The sequence below is a fragment of the Spirosoma taeanense genome (assembly GCF_013127955.1).
GTDB classification, from domain to species: domain Bacteria; phylum Bacteroidota; class Bacteroidia; order Cytophagales; family Spirosomataceae; genus Spirosoma; species Spirosoma taeanense.
The window spans coordinates 262,775-276,938 of the sequence record NZ_CP053435.1 but is presented as its reverse complement, the minus strand read 5'-3'; the positions used below and the strand labels follow the sequence as shown (position 1 = coordinate 276,938).

At 51.3% G+C, this 14,164-nt stretch carries 10 protein-coding genes; 3 read left to right on the top strand and 7 right to left on the bottom strand.

Going from position 1 to position 14,164, the window contains the following annotated elements:
- From HNV11_RS01220 to HNV11_RS01205, 4 genes are all read right to left on the bottom strand, one after another.
- Positions 1-1,026, bottom strand: coding sequence for an alpha/beta hydrolase (locus HNV11_RS01220; RefSeq protein ID WP_171737923.1), 1,026 nt, complete (start codon positions 1,024-1,026; stop codon positions 1-3).
- Between the two features lie 114 nt (positions 1,027-1,140).
- Positions 1,141-2,715 (bottom strand): tannase/feruloyl esterase family alpha/beta hydrolase, encoded by a 1,575-nt coding sequence (locus HNV11_RS01215; protein WP_171737922.1) that lies wholly within the window; start codon positions 2,713-2,715, stop codon positions 1,141-1,143.
- Positions 2,716-2,748: 33 nt separating this feature from the next.
- The gene (locus tag HNV11_RS01210) at positions 2,749-6,069 is read right to left on the bottom strand and encodes a glycosyl hydrolase (protein ID WP_171737921.1); all 3,321 of its coding nucleotides are present in this window, start codon (positions 6,067-6,069) and stop codon (positions 2,749-2,751) included.
- 64 nt (positions 6,070-6,133) lie between these two features.
- Entirely contained in the window at positions 6,134-6,511 is a 378-nt protein-coding gene (locus tag HNV11_RS01205) for a hypothetical protein (RefSeq protein WP_171737920.1), read from the bottom strand.
- 150 nt (positions 6,512-6,661) lie between these two features.
- Between HNV11_RS01205 and HNV11_RS01200 the strand changes: the two genes are divergently transcribed.
- On the top strand, positions 6,662-7,435 hold the full coding sequence (locus HNV11_RS01200) for an NUDIX hydrolase (protein ID WP_171737919.1): 774 nt from the start codon (positions 6,662-6,664) through the stop codon (positions 7,433-7,435).
- A gap of 30 nt (positions 7,436-7,465) precedes the next feature.
- Positions 7,466-9,178 (top strand): acyl-CoA synthetase, encoded by a 1,713-nt coding sequence (locus HNV11_RS01195; protein ID WP_171737918.1) that lies wholly within the window; start codon positions 7,466-7,468, stop codon positions 9,176-9,178.
- A 346-nt stretch (positions 9,179-9,524) separates the two neighbouring features.
- On the opposite strand, the gene mptB is transcribed toward HNV11_RS01195, so the two are convergent.
- The 3 genes from mptB to HNV11_RS01180 form a co-directional block, all read right to left on the bottom strand.
- Positions 9,525-10,856 carry a polyprenol phosphomannose-dependent alpha 1,6 mannosyltransferase MptB gene (mptB, locus tag HNV11_RS01190; protein ID WP_171737917.1) on the bottom strand — a complete coding sequence of 444 codons (1,332 nt, stop codon included), beginning with the start codon at positions 10,854-10,856 and terminating at the stop codon, positions 9,525-9,527.
- A gap of 26 nt (positions 10,857-10,882) precedes the next feature.
- Positions 10,883-12,373: a cellulose synthase family protein gene (locus HNV11_RS01185; RefSeq protein ID WP_171737916.1), complete on the bottom strand. Its 1,491-nt coding sequence runs from the start codon at positions 12,371-12,373 to the stop codon at positions 10,883-10,885.
- Positions 12,374-12,448: 75 nt separating this feature from the next.
- The gene (locus HNV11_RS01180) at positions 12,449-13,141 is read right to left on the bottom strand and encodes a glycosyltransferase family 2 protein (protein ID WP_171737915.1); all 693 of its coding nucleotides are present in this window, start codon (positions 13,139-13,141) and stop codon (positions 12,449-12,451) included.
- A gap of 105 nt (positions 13,142-13,246) precedes the next feature.
- Between HNV11_RS01180 and HNV11_RS01175 the strand changes: the two genes are divergently transcribed.
- Positions 13,247-14,047 (top strand): Rossmann-like and DUF2520 domain-containing protein, encoded by an 801-nt coding sequence (locus HNV11_RS01175; protein ID WP_171737914.1) that lies wholly within the window; start codon positions 13,247-13,249, stop codon positions 14,045-14,047.
- The last annotated feature ends 117 nt before the right edge of the window (positions 14,048-14,164 follow it).

Below are 14,164 nucleotides of genomic sequence, written 5' to 3'. Positions count from 1 at the left end.
CTATTTTTTAAGTAAATCGTTTATCCATTGGTGCATCTTTTCTCTGGCAACTTTTGCTAATTGCGTGGGAAAAATATCGACACCATGGGGTGATTCAGGATACACAGCGAGATACGTTTTGTTACCGGCCATCCGCCATCGTGCTTCCATAAAATAGGTGTCATCAGCAAGCGGGTCTGCCGTCCCTATTGTAAACATGGCAGGCGGTAAACCATGCAGGTTTGCGTACAGGGGCGAATAGCGTGGCTGCTGCAGCTGCTCAGTTGTCCATGTTCCAAACACCAGTTTCCAGGTGTCGTCCATAATTCTTTTGGGTAGAAAAACTGTATCATTTGCGAGCCTGTTTGATGGTGTTCTACTCAAATCATAAACACCATAGACAAGGTTTACCCCTTTTACCCGGTTGATAGCTTTCAATGTATCCCGAATGAAAAGGGTGGTTAGGGCTGCGAGATGACCGCCTGCTGAATTTCCCGACACAATTATTTTATCTGTACCAAATTCTATTTGCGCATTCATGACGAGCCATCTTGCTGCAGCTTTGCAATCTTCGATGCAGGCGGGAAACGGAGCTTCCGGCGCAAGCCGGTAATCCGGACTTACCACAGCCACGCCACAGGCCCGTGCCATTCTATCGTTCAATTGCGCATCGTTGAGTGGTGAGCCCACGTTCCAGCCGCCACCGTGAATACTTAACACAACGGCACGTATCGTATCCGGTTTGTATACGTATAAGGCGAGCTTGGCTGCCGGTCCCTGAATGTATTTAACGGCGGGCTTTAGCACGGTGTTGGTGTCAATAGTGGCTAGCATGCCTGCTCTTGCTTTTGCAAGTCCTTCGTTGGTCAGGGCAGACGGTGAAGGTGGCAAATGGGCAAGCGTTTGGTTTAGCTTGCGCACTTCCAGCATATACGCCGAATAATCTTCATTTGAGTTTGACTGTTGCGCAATTGCCACTACACCCGTCACACACATCAAAATCATTACCACCAAAAGTTTACTTTTTATAGTTGATAATTTTTCCAAAACAGGAGGTGGCTTTAATTTGGTTTAACAGAAATAACACGGAAGGTTTCCGTATATATACCACGGGGTAATTTTGTCTGAAGTAATGGATTGCTTGGGTACGGTCAACCAAGACTACTGGGAGGCCTGTGCCCCACCCGTACGTTCTACAAATTTTGTAGCCTCACTCAGATAGGGATAAAAAATACAGGACCTGATGGCTTTGTTTGATCCATCTCTCAGTTCGCCTTTTAATTGTTCGGGTGCCTTTCCTTCTTCTACCCAACGCACCAGGGACACAAAGTGGTTAATTGGTTTTGGAGCAGCGCCATTAAGTGCATGATCAAGTCCCGGCAGAAGAAATAAACGGGTGAACGCAGCCGTTTTCTTTGCACCACCCATCCGTGCCTGAACCTTGCCGTAATAATCAATGGCCGCCTGCGGAGGAAGAAGCTGATCGGTTAATCCCTGAAGTATCATGAGTTTTCCGCCTTTATCTCGGAAGCCGGTGAGGTCAGGGTTGTCCGTCGCATACACCTCTTTGTATTGTTCTACCGCCTGATTAAAAAGCAACTGAAACTGCGCCTGTGTGATTTTTGACGACTGCCAGTTTGGGTTTGCCAGGAGAAAATAACGGGCCCAATAATCAAACGTTTCAGCCGGTTTTCCAACAAGTGGCTGGCCGGTTGTGCCAGCCGTTGCACTCAGGTCGGCACCCGGCAAAAACCCATACCAGAGAAATTTTCCGTCCACCGTTCGTGGACCTTGCCAAATCCTTCTCAGCACTTCTGCATCGGCCTCCGTGAATATACTACCGCCCATGTTTTTTCCCACCAACACCTTAGGGTCAAACTTGAGGTGTATGGGGTCCTGGATCACGCTGTCAACAACGCCGTCCTGACTGTCCGCTGCTTCAATGACGGCTTTACTAATAGCCGTTATCTTTTGGGCAGGAATGTAGTTGTTCACTTGGTGCATCACCACCTGCGGCCACAGCCCACTGGTGACGGAACGGGTAAAGTTGACAGCCGGGTACAAAGACAGGATGCCATCATAATCTTCCGGATACCGCTGTGCTTCGCTAAGGCCCTGCCGGCCGCCCATTGAGCCGCCAACAAAATAGGCGTACTTTGCAGGCTTTCCATAAAAGGCTTTTACCAGCTCTTTCCCCACCACCGTCATGTCATGGATGCCCAGATAGGCATTGTCCTGGATCAGTTGCCAGTTGAGGCTACGGTTGCTGTCCAATGCAAAGGTGGCACTTCCACCCTCATGGCCAGTGTTAGTGGCCCCCACTGCAAAGCCCTGTGAAATGGCGTTTCCAAAGGTCCAGTCTGCCCCTCCTAAAAAACCACCGCCACCATTTCCCTGAAAGCGCCCGTTCCAGTTTTTCAGCGGCAATGCAATCCACACCTTAACGCTGTCGTTGGCCGGCGGATGATTCACAATGGCGGTGACGTTGCAGGTGCCCTCCTCCTGATTAACCGAAGCAGCCATCACTTTGCCATTGGCTAACGAAATGTTCGTCAGGGTTTCACAACCACAAACCGGTGTCACCTCCGTATAGATTGGCTTCAGGGGAGCAACGTCTCCGTACCAGTGCCACAGGTAACGGGCCAATTGGTTTCTATTTTGGGCAAAAACAGTACTTGTCAGTAGTGTCAAAACAGCCATGAAGCTCACGGTCGATACTAGTCGCATTGTTTTCATACGAATTAAGTTGGAGTAGACGAATTACCAGAGTCAGGGATTCAGGCTTATGATCTTTACCGGTCCCAACAAGCCGGATGGTAATAGCGGGGAACTGGCCTGATAAAACGGCATGGTCGTGTAGGTGCTCTTTGGCTTGACGTCCGGTTGGGCATCACCAATCAGGCGGTTTACCCACAGGTTCACCACCTTAATTTCAATTTGGTTGGCCCCGACTCTCAAGGCGTTAGTAGCCTCCACCCGGAACGGTTTTTTCCACACCACTCCCAGTGATTTACCGTTCACTTTCACTTCGGCCAGCTCTTTTACCTCACCCAGATCAAGCCAGAGGGAAGCCCCTTTATTGATTGCATTGGCTGGCAGGTTGATGGTTTGGGTGTAGGTGGCTGCGCCGGAGAAATACCGGATACCCGTGTCGACCTTTTCCGTATAAGAAACCAGCTTGTCAAACGTAGCTCCGGCCGGGGCACCCCGATCCGGCTGGAAAGCAACTGTCCAGGGGCCTTCCATTGACCCAATCACCTGCTCGGTCCTGGCAGGTAACGTAACGGCCGGTTGGGTAGCCGTCCCCCGGAAGATCACAAACACGGCATCATTAGGCGATAAGGAAAGGGTAACTTTTGTTGCGCCGTTGGCCATGCTGTACGAAGCCGGTTCTATCCGGCCGGTTTCGGGATGCCAGATCTGAGGCACTTTACCCGTTACCCGAAACGTGACTTCGAGCTGCTGAGCCCGGTCGTTACGGCTGTTGACCCAGTATAGATCGCCGTCAATCAGTTTACGGTGAACGTACAGCAGTTTGGTGTCGGCCTGTGGTTTAGTGTACGAAAAATCCGGTTGGATGTTTAATGACGACAGTACTTCTTCTAACCGTTTGCCGGTACTAACGTTGCGGTTACCCGCATGCCAGATCTGGTTGACCAAACGGGTGAATTCCGGCGTGTCATCCTGCAAACCCGCGGGCTTCAGTGCCTTTGCCCCGGTGACCGTGGCCCCCGCTTTGACCAGGGCCGCAATCTTACGCAGTACCGGTAAGGACATCGTTCGGGCGTTGCTGTCCAGCGCCAGCACGCGGTAGCTCATGCCGCTGGGCGTAACGAGCCGACCATCCTTTACCGATAGTAACGTCACTAAAGCGTCGGCGTTGATGAAATCGTAACCGTACCCCGCCGGTACGTCGGGCAGTTTACGACCAAACAGGCCCGTGATGTTGTTGTCCTCCCCATAGTAATATACCACATCGGCCACGAACTTACCCTGCTGGAGCATATAGCTGCTACGGGCTAGGTAATCCGTCCAGGCTTTGGCCTGCCCGGCCCAGGTTTCGTGACGGGTAAACCACTGCCCAAAAATGAAAAGACCCAGACCAGGCACTTTATCATCAACGGGCTGGTGCGCCGAGGTATGAATCACAAACCGGTTCAACCCGCTCGCCAGTTCTAAGTCGACCGTGGGTTTAAGTCGCTCAGGGGAATAGGCGAAGGCCGACCCCCCCAGCCCAAAAGCGGTTAACGATTCAGCAGCTACCAGGTTCTGTCCATAAATGTGGGCTACCGAAGCCGATTCCCGAATGTCGGCCTGCGCCATCTCGAAGGTGGAACCAAAGCCGGTGAACACCCAGGTGGCCGACATGGGAACCGCTGCGGTTCGTTTGGCGTCCATGCCATCGACAATATACAGCCGCCCGTTCTCGTGCGATTCCGAATAGCGCTTCATGCCGTAGCTGGCCAGAATCCGGGTTAGCTGGTCGTAATAATTTTCGGCGATCAGTTCCGAGATGGTCTTGCGCCAGTCCCACAGAAATTGTTCACTGGCCTGGGTGCTTTTTACCACCTGCCCCGTCAGCACGGGCATCCACGGCCGCAGATTATATCCCCGGCGCTTTTGAAATTCTTCGGCCATTTTCGGGGTCCAGGTTTCCTGCCCGGCTTCGTAGCTGTCGGTGACCATGTACTGCAGGCCTTTTGCCCCCATCAGCCCACCCGTAGCGTCCTTGTACTGGTTGAGGTAGGTTTCAAAATAAGCCCTTACAGCTCGCGCGTCCAGCTTATCCACTTCCAGCCCCGTAGCCTCCGGAGAAGCCGGGTGGTTTTTCTTGCCCGTTAGCGAATAGCCAAAGCGAAGGATTTTCCAATGCCCACCGGCTGGCGGTGTCCAGTTCAGCCTACCGTCGGTGGTCAGCTTACTGGTTAAATCAATGACATCCAATTCGGATACGGCATCGCCCGACGAGGGCGTGGGGTATTTTTCCAGATCGTAGGTAGCGGCAAAACCGGCTTTTTCTTCTGCGTGATTAATGCGGGTGACCGGGTGCAGCACCAACTCCGCTATGTCAGTGCCGGTGGCTGGTTTGGCCGGGATGAATTTGGCCACCAGCAGCGACTCGGAAGTAGGCACTGCTTTCCGGAACGAAACCCGGAAATAGCGGGCCGTAGTCGGCGGAATAGTTATGGTTAGCTGAGCTACGCCACCCTGCGGAATGGGGGTTACGGGGCGAAAATGAACGCCATCCTCGCTCACGTCCAGACTCCGGTTATCGCCCGGCGGCCAAAGGTTGAATGGCTCCCGGATGCCGCCCCCCACAACCGTGAGCGCTTTGATCGTCTGCGGTTTTTGAAACTCGTACTGAATCCAGCCTAGGCCACTTGTGGAATCAAACGGCAAAAAGCTGGCGTTGGCGATGTCGCCGTCGGTTAATTGCTGCAGCGAAAAACGTCCCCCGCTGGACGTGATTTTTGGCTGAAGCGATGCGATGGCCACGTCATTGGCGGCCAACCGGTAGGCAACCACCGTGATGTCTTCGTAATACGCCGGGGGAGCGGCTTCTTTCTGCGTGGATATAATGGACTCCCCGGCTACGGGTACGTTCTGAAAGGGGCCGGTCTCGGCATACGGCTTGGGCAAGGCTCCACTGAACGCCTGCCCGCCGGGTACAATGATCTCCCGCCAGACCAGTTTTTTCATCCCGTCTTTGGCCGCCACCCAGGGGCCACCACTCTGACTCCAGCCCGGCGAGCCAGCGATGGCCATTTCCAGCTTTAGTGAGTCAGCCAACCGGGTGGCTAGGAGAAAGGCATCTTTCCAAGCCGGTGTCATGTACGTCAGTCGCTTGTCAACAACCTGAGGTGTGGTCAGACCGGCGTCAAAGTTCTGAAAACCGCCAATGCCCGAGCGGTGCATCCACAACAGGTCTTTACGAATGCCGTCTTTGGTGACATTACCGTTCATCCAGTGCCACCACACCCGGGGCCGGGCAGCATTGGGCGGATTCAGAAAACCATCCCGTAAAGCCGGGTCTGCCTGAGCCAGTACGAACCCCGGAAGGAGTATTAGAAGAATAATAATCCTATTCATCGATAAGCGGTCAAAAACAAAAACGCAAAAGCGGATCTGCCAAACGGAGTAGGACGTATTTGATTTATTTCACCCGGGTTCCTTTGGCTGGGTATTCGCCAAGCAGGCTACCGGTTGTGTGGTCTTCATCCTTTTTGGTCAGCACCAGGTTTGCATCAATCCCATTTGCGGTGTAATAAATAGTTGCTTCATTGTCATTAACATCCACTTTGGAGATAGGGGCCAGTTCAGCCCCTGTGGCATCATCACGAACGAGGCCTGACAACGTGTTATCCTTTTTTTCAAGAACAATGAGTCGAACCAAATCCCCCAATGGCGTTCCGGGTATAGAGACACGCCACTTGCCCTCGAAATAATCAGCCCCTTTTTTAGCCTGAGCATTAACCTGGAGCGTCATCAATAAAAAGACCAGTCCGCAGAAGAATAGCGATAGCTTTTTCATTTTTCAGTAAAATTCAGTTATTATGTTGTGAAATTTTCGCCTATTGAGTCATCTTGATACAATAATAAGTATAAATCTTATCGAGTCAAATTGACCCAATAAAAAAGTTCTATTTTTGCGTATAAAATAGACTCACCTTTTTATATCTTAATGGGTTCGACCATCCCCGTAATCGACCAATACTTAAGCCAGCCGGATGCTTTCCACCCGGGCGTGTCACTGGATAACGTCATCTTTAGTTTTCACGATCATCAACTTAAAATCCTGTTAATTCAATTAAAGGGGCTCCATCAATGGGCGCTACCCGGGGGGTTTATCTTTAAAGAGGAAGAGGTTGAACAGGCGGCTGCTCGAATTCTAACAGGGCGCACCGGGTTAACGGACGTGTTTCTTCAGCAATTTCATGTGTTTAGCCAGCGGACGCGAACGCTGGCAACGATGACGCGAACAATGTTGGAAGAAGAAGGACACCAGCTTCCCAAGGGACACTGGCTGGAACAGCGGTTTCTGACCATCGGCTTATACGCGCTGGTCCAATATGAACGGGTCAGGCCCAAACCCGACGAGTTTTCGGTTGCCTGCTGCTGGTATGACTTGAATCAATTACCGGAACTAATCTTTGACCACCGAGAAATTATTCAGAAGGCATTAGACAGTCTTCGCCGACACTTAAATTACCAGCCCGTTGGCTATACCCTTCTGCCGAAAGAGTTCCCTTTAAAAAGCTTACAGGCGATTTATGAAACGATACTGGATCGCCGATTGGAGCGAAGTAATTTCAACCGGAAGATTCTTTCCTATAATATTCTGGATCGAAAAGATAAACTTTATACGGGTGCTTCCAACAAAGCGCCGTATTTGTATTCGTTCAACGAGGAGCGGTATTTTCAAGCCCTTAAGCAGGGGCTGGATAAAGCGTTTTAATGGCTGCGGCCTCTTCCTAAACCAAACGTCATGAGTAAGCAAACTGATCTTCAGAAACGCTTTGTGGAACTACGAACCATTATCGAAGCGCGTCAATACGATAAACTCAAGACTTTTTCTTTCCCGATTCCTGACGAATTCAATTGGGTAAGAGACGTTTTTGAGCCAATCATCCTGGAAGCAAATGCCGAACGCCTGATGCTGGAATTGGTCACGGATGGCCATGCTTCGCCGGTTACATTAACCTACCGGCAAGGATTTGACAAGAGTAATCAGTTGGTGAATCTCTTGAGAAGACAAGGCGTTCAGCAGGGTGAACGAATCTTCATCATGTGCGGCCTGGATGAAGGGGTATGGATCACCTATTTGGCGGCCATTACGGGCGGGTATGTGCTCATTCCCGCGGCCAGTATTCTGAGCACCGACGATGTGGTGTACCGATTCCAGAATGCGTTTCCCAAGGTCATTATTGCTGACCTGGAAAATGCAGAGAAGCTGGAACAGGCCTTGCTGGAATACCAACATCCGGTTGCCATAAAGTTACTCCTGGATGGCCAACGGAAGGGTTGGGTATCGTTTGAGACAATTGCTACCGAAGAAACAACAGCACAGGCCGCCAACACAAAAAAGGATGAAGACTTATTCTGGTTCTTTACGTCGGGGACGACCGGACTGCCAAAAGTAGCCGTGCATACGCATGCCAGTTATCCGCTAGGCCACTTAACTACCGCCGTATGGATCGGTCTGAGAGCAGGCGATAAACATTACAATATCGCCCAGCCCGGCTGGGCGAAGTTTGCCTGGAGCAGTGTATTTGCTCCTCTAATCGTCGGCGCAACGATTTTCTCATATAAATCGAAAGGGCGGTTTATGGGCAGTGACCAGTTGCGCCTGATCCAGGATCACCACATTACGACACTCTGTGCCCCGCCAACGGCTTTTCGCCTGCTCATTCAGGAAAAACTGGACGGCTACCAGTTCCACCTGCGCGAGTGCGTCAGCGCTGGAGAGCCGTTGAATGCCGAAATTATTAAGACGTGGAAAGAAGGGACCGGCATCCAGATACGTGACGGCTATGGACAAACTGAAACCACATGCATGATCAGCAATCTGCCCGGAAGCCCGGTAAAGTATGGCTCCATGGGTAAGCCATCGTTTCTATACGACATTTGGGTTGTCGATGAAGAGGGACACGAACTACCACTGCTTGAAACGGGTCAGATAGCGGTTCAACTGAATCCGGATCGGTTTCAGGGAATTTTCAAAACCTACCTGGGCGATACGGAGCGGCAAAAAGGGGCGTTCAAACATGGTCTTTATTACACCGGGGATAAAGCCTACAAAGACGAAGAAGGCTACTACTGGTTTGTGGGGCGTGACGATGACGTCATTAAATCGTCGGCTTACCGCGTTGGCCCGTTTGAAATAGAGAGCGTATTGCTGGAAGTGGATGAGGTCCTGGAGTCAGCCGTAGTGGGTAGTCCGCATCCCATCCGGGGCCAGGAAATAAAAGCGTTTGTTGTGCTGGTAGGCGGAGAAGCAGCGAGTCGTGCTATTGCCGACAAACTATTTGCCCATTGCAAAAAAAACCTGGCTCTCTATAAAGTCCCCCGTTTAATTGAATTTGTGTCGGAGTTACCCAAAACCATCAGTGGCAAAATCAGGCGGGTTGAACTTCGGGCAGCTGAAGAACAGCGTAAAATCAGCAACGAAAAAAGACCTCACGAATATTTAGTAGGTTAATCACCGATTGTGGTCTATCGGGGATAAAGTCCCCAATGGACAGTCCAAAATAACTCATTCCATACAAAGCAAATCCGGGAGTGATCAGCTCAATAGTACAACCAAACTATGAACAGACAATCTGTATGCTACTAATTATCGTTGGCAGTTATTAAAATAATTCCTGTGACCAAACGTACAATCCGCTTGACATAGGTTCAGAAAAACCTCCAGTTAATTTTTGGACAAGACATAGAAAGAAAGTGCACCCAATTGAATTTTGAAGGTCAACAGACTCGTTTAAGGACGCTTATTTTGTAAGAAATGGAAAGTACACCTCCCCTTCCCTAGTATTTGAAGCTAATAATTATCGAAGCGGTTTTGCCAACTTCCGGGCTAGAAGAAAGGGGTGCAATTCGAGCAGCATAACCACAGCCACCAGGCTATATTCTACGGCCGTCAGCCATAGATTCTCCTGATAGGCCGGGGTTTGATACGTAAAATAGGAAAGCGGAATCAGAGCTGACCAAACCAATGGATACCGAAACCGCGTAAAGATCGACACGCCCACTAGCGTGGTAACGTACCACGGATGAACCGTTGTCGCCAAGGCGAAATATAGGGTCAGAATGGCCAAAACCTGCATTGGTATCGAAATGGTACGCCAGCGAAATGAAATCCACAGGATGCTCAGCGTCGTCGTTATAGAAAGCCACACGCCAACCCGTTCAATGGTGTTGTAGCCTTTTATCCAGTAGCCAATCGTCCGCAGTACGTAATACACACTGGCATTGAATTCGAACTTCTGAAAATACAGATCAAGGCTTGAAAACACATTCTGTACCAGTTCCAGACTGGCGAAAGGCAGAAACAGAGCCGCCGTCAGCCCACCCGTTAGCGCGGCATACGTCAATCCGGTTTTCCAGCCCAGCCGACGAATCGCCAGCGGCAAAAGGATCAGTGGCAAGAGCTTTGTAGCAATAGCCAAAGCCAGCGTGACAGCCGAAAGAGCTATCCGTTTTTGCAAAAGCCACCACGCAGCCAGCAGGGACAGAAAAATCATAACGGCCTCGAAGTGCAGATTACCGGTCAACTCCAGAATGACGAGCGGGTTCAGACCGTACAGCAGCGCCAGATTCGGATTACGATTCAGGCGACATAATAACTTCGTCAGCAACCACATTGTCCCGATTTCGCTCAGGACAATCGGTAGCCGAAGCCAGATTACGTTCCAGAACAGACTACCGTTTGACAGCCAGGCCGCCAGCCCAAACATCGCCTGGTTTAGCGGAGGGTAGACCGTGAAGTAGTCCGGAGAGTTGAGCTGCCGAAACAACGTATCATCCAGCCCTGCCTGAGCAGCCGTCGGCGTATGGATAAGCTGGCTGGGCAGATATAAATACGGATTGAAACCATGCGCCAGCAAACGTCCGTCCCATACAAACCGGTACACATCGTCGGAAAGGCGCGGTATGGCAATCACCAGCAGGAAACGAAATAGAATGGCGGCCCCAAACAGGAATGAATCTGTCTCTTCGGCCCGATTGCGCTTCCAGATAAACCAGCCATAACCTGAAAATAAGACCAGGAGCAAACGAATCAGCCAACCAAACTCCTCGCGGGGCACAGCATAGCCCAGCGTCAGATAGGCAGCGGCTGACGCAAGCAGCCAGAGGATACGAAGCAGAGTTACGGTCATGGATGATGGCGCGGGGCAACCGCCGGTCAGGCGCCCACCGACGCCGGACGCCGACCGGCATGGACCAGCGAATATACGCACACCATCCCGAAGCCGACCATTAGCATGATGTGCAGAAAAAACATCCGGAAGTCCTGAATATAGAATGCCAGCGCCAGCCCTCCGAAAAAATACAACGCCAGCAGCCCTTCGACCATCGTCAGCCAGCTGATTTGACGGCTTACGTACACGTTTGCGGCCCAGCTATCCTTCGCGGTTGTTACGTTAAACTTAGGCGTTCGGACAAAAGGCGTTTTCCGGCCAATGTACCCTTCAATAACAGCAATGGTATTGTGCAGCGACAAACCCATCATCAGCGAGGAATACATGGGAAAATACCAGGCCAGCCGCGCCTTGTTCGCCGAGTTGAGCAGCCAGAAGGGAACCCCATAAAAGGTCAGGAGAATGAACAGGTTGAATTGGAACAGGTTGATGACGTAAAATACCCATTCCCACTCCGGATGGCGGCTGCGTATATAAATTAGGGGGACACTCATAACGCCCAGAATCAGCACCAGAATGAACGTAGCGCTGCTGAACAGGTGAAAAAACGCGTGCAGCTTCATGGAGAACGATACGCCCGGCGTTCGAAGCACTTTAACGAACAGCTTCCGGGCGCATTCGGCCGCGCCTTTCATCCAGCGATACTGCTGCGATTTCAGGGCGTTCATCGCTACGGGCAGCTCAGCAGGCGAGCCAACGTCTTCACGATACACAAATTTCCAGCCCCGCAACTGAGCGCGGTAGCTCAGATCCAGATCCTCGGTCAGCGTATCGCTTTGCCAGCCACCCGCGTCGGCGATGGCTGTTTTACGCCAGACGCCCCCCGTCCCGTTGAAGTTAGCCAGAAAACCAGCCGCGTAACGCCCGCTCTGCTCGATGGTGAAGTGCGCATTCAACCCAAACGCCTGTAACTGGGTCATCAGTGAAAAATCCTCGTTGAGATGCTCCCAGCGGGTTTGCACAATTGCCACTTTCGGATCGTTAAAATGCGGCACAGTTTTCAGCAGGAAATCCGGGTCGGGCACGAAATCGGCGTCGAATATGGCAATGAACTCCCCTTTAGCAATCTCAAGCCCGTAGGCTAGAGCACCCGCTTTAAATCCGTTTCGTTCGGGTCGCCGGACGTGTTCAATGTCGAATCCCTGCTGTTGGTACTCGGCTACTTTCGCGGCAAGGATCGCCACGGTTTCGTCGGTCGAATCGTCCAGAACCTGAATCTGAAGTTTGTCTTTGGGGTAACGTAATTGTACGACTGTGTCAATCAGTCGTTCCACAACGTAGAGTTCGTTGTAGACAGGCAGTTGCACAGTTACCGGCGGCAGTGCATCGGGCTGGATAGTGTCCATCGACAGCACGGCCGCCCGACGTGTTCGCTCGGAGCGCAGATAAATAATTATCAGGCTCAGCTGACCACAGTTATAAAGAAATAACAGCATCAGCGCCAGTCCATAGAGGACCAGAACCAGAATTTCCATGGTGTTGAAACAAGATCGTTTCTATGCTGAACGCAGCTCTCGATGTTTTATCAAAACGATTATTAACTCAATTGATTACCAATACCTGAAGATTGTCGCCAGAATCTTATATCCCGCCAGAACCGTTCCCTTCACCGTCCCCGAGATTTTCGAGAAGCCTATCCGCTTTCGGTAGCTGACGGGTATTTCCAGAATCCGCAAGCCCTGTTTAGCGGCTTTTAACTGCATTTCAACCGTCCAGCCATACGTTTTATCCTGCATATCCAGTTCCAGCAACTGCTCAAACCGAATGGCCCGGAATGGCCCTAGGTCTGTATACCGGACGCCGTATAACCAGTGAAGCAGGGTTGTTGCCAGCCAGTTGCCAAATACCTGCTGGGGCGTCATGGAGCCTCGTTCCCGATTACCCAGCGCCCGCGACCCGATTACCAGATCGACCGCACCAGCCAGAATTGGCGCAACCAGCGCCGTCATCTCGCCGGGATAATCCGAGTAATCCGCATCCAGAAAAACAACCACATCTGGTTTTTGTTGCCGATTCTGAGCGTAGGCGATGCCCCGCAGACACGCCCGGCCATATCCCTGAACCGGTTCGTTGAGTACAGTAGCTCCGGCCAGGGCTGCCTGCACTGCTGTCTGATCGTTTGAATTGTTATTGACGACCACCACCTCGTCGACCAGCCCGACCGGGATATCACGCACAACATTGCCAACCGAATTTTCTTCGTTGAAGGCAGGGATGATAACAAGAATGATTGACCTGGACACAGTTGAATTTACAAAAGGAGAACATGCTTTGCACCCAAACTTTGCGTTCTTTGCGATTAAGCATTAAACTGCAAAGGTAGCAATCGTCCTATCTTCCATCTGTCAATGGAAATTTCGTTTATCGGCGCGGGGAACCTCGCCTGGCACCTGGCCCCCGCCCTGGAAAATGCGGGCCACCACATTAACGAGGTCTTCAGCCGGCAACTCCAGTCGGCCCGGCAGCTGGTCAGCAATCTGTACGACGCCCGCACCCATTCCGAACTCAATTTTGCTGATAGCCCATCCCGGCTGTTTATCCTGGCCATTCCCGACGACACGCTCGAAACCGTCTGCTCCCGGCTGGTTCTGCCAGAGAACGCCATCCTTGTCCATACATCGGGGACTCAGTCGCTGGAGACGCTGACGCACCAAATGGAAATTTACAGCGATGTACCCGTTCAGACCGGGGTTTTCTATCCCTTACAAACGTTCACGAAAGGCCAGTCGTTCATGACCTTTGAGGAGATTCCGCTTTGCATTGAAGCCACCGATAAACCAACCGAAGACGAACTGGTTGCGCTGGGGCAGGAACTCAGCGATATTGTTTATCTGATTACCTCAGCCGAGCGCTGTAAGCTGCACCTTGCGGCTGTTTTTGCCTGCAACTTCACCAATCACCTGCTCACCATCGCCCATGACCTTACCGTGGGCGATGGGCTGGAGTTTGAGCTGCTCCGCCCACTCATCCGCGAGACATTCCGCAAAGGTCTTGACGCTTCTGATCCGGCAAACGTACAGACCGGCCCTGCCCGCCGGGGTGATCTGACAACGATTGATGCCCACCTTTTGCTGCTAAATACCCAGCCTGAATTTGCGAACATCTATGAACTGATGACAGATAGTATCCGACACCGTTTTCATAAATAAGACCATATCTAAGGTATTGATCTGGGGCTAATGACGAATAAATGATTCAAGATTACTTGAATAATATATAATAATGCTATAGTTTTACTTTACCTGTTAGAATGTGCCTTTTCGGCA

Coding starts and splice junctions, on each gene's coding strand:
- HNV11_RS01195 (WP_171737918.1), top strand. CDS start 7,466: ATGAGTAAGCAAACTGATCTTCAGAAACGCTTTGTGGAACTACGAACC.
- HNV11_RS01215 (WP_171737922.1), bottom strand. CDS start 2,715: ATGAAAACAATGCGACTAGTATCGACCGTGAGCTTCATGGCTGTTTTG.
- HNV11_RS01205 (WP_171737920.1), bottom strand. CDS start 6,511: ATGAAAAAGCTATCGCTATTCTTCTGCGGACTGGTCTTTTTATTGATG.
- HNV11_RS01185 (WP_171737916.1), bottom strand. CDS start 12,373: ATGGAAATTCTGGTTCTGGTCCTCTATGGACTGGCGCTGATGCTGTTA.
- HNV11_RS01175 (WP_171737914.1), top strand. CDS start 13,247: ATGGAAATTTCGTTTATCGGCGCGGGGAACCTCGCCTGGCACCTGGCC.
- HNV11_RS01210 (WP_171737921.1), bottom strand. CDS start 6,069: ATGAATAGGATTATTATTCTTCTAATACTCCTTCCGGGGTTCGTACTG.
- mptB (WP_171737917.1), bottom strand. CDS start 10,856: ATGACCGTAACTCTGCTTCGTATCCTCTGGCTGCTTGCGTCAGCCGCT.
- HNV11_RS01200 (WP_171737919.1), top strand. CDS start 6,662: ATGGGTTCGACCATCCCCGTAATCGACCAATACTTAAGCCAGCCGGAT.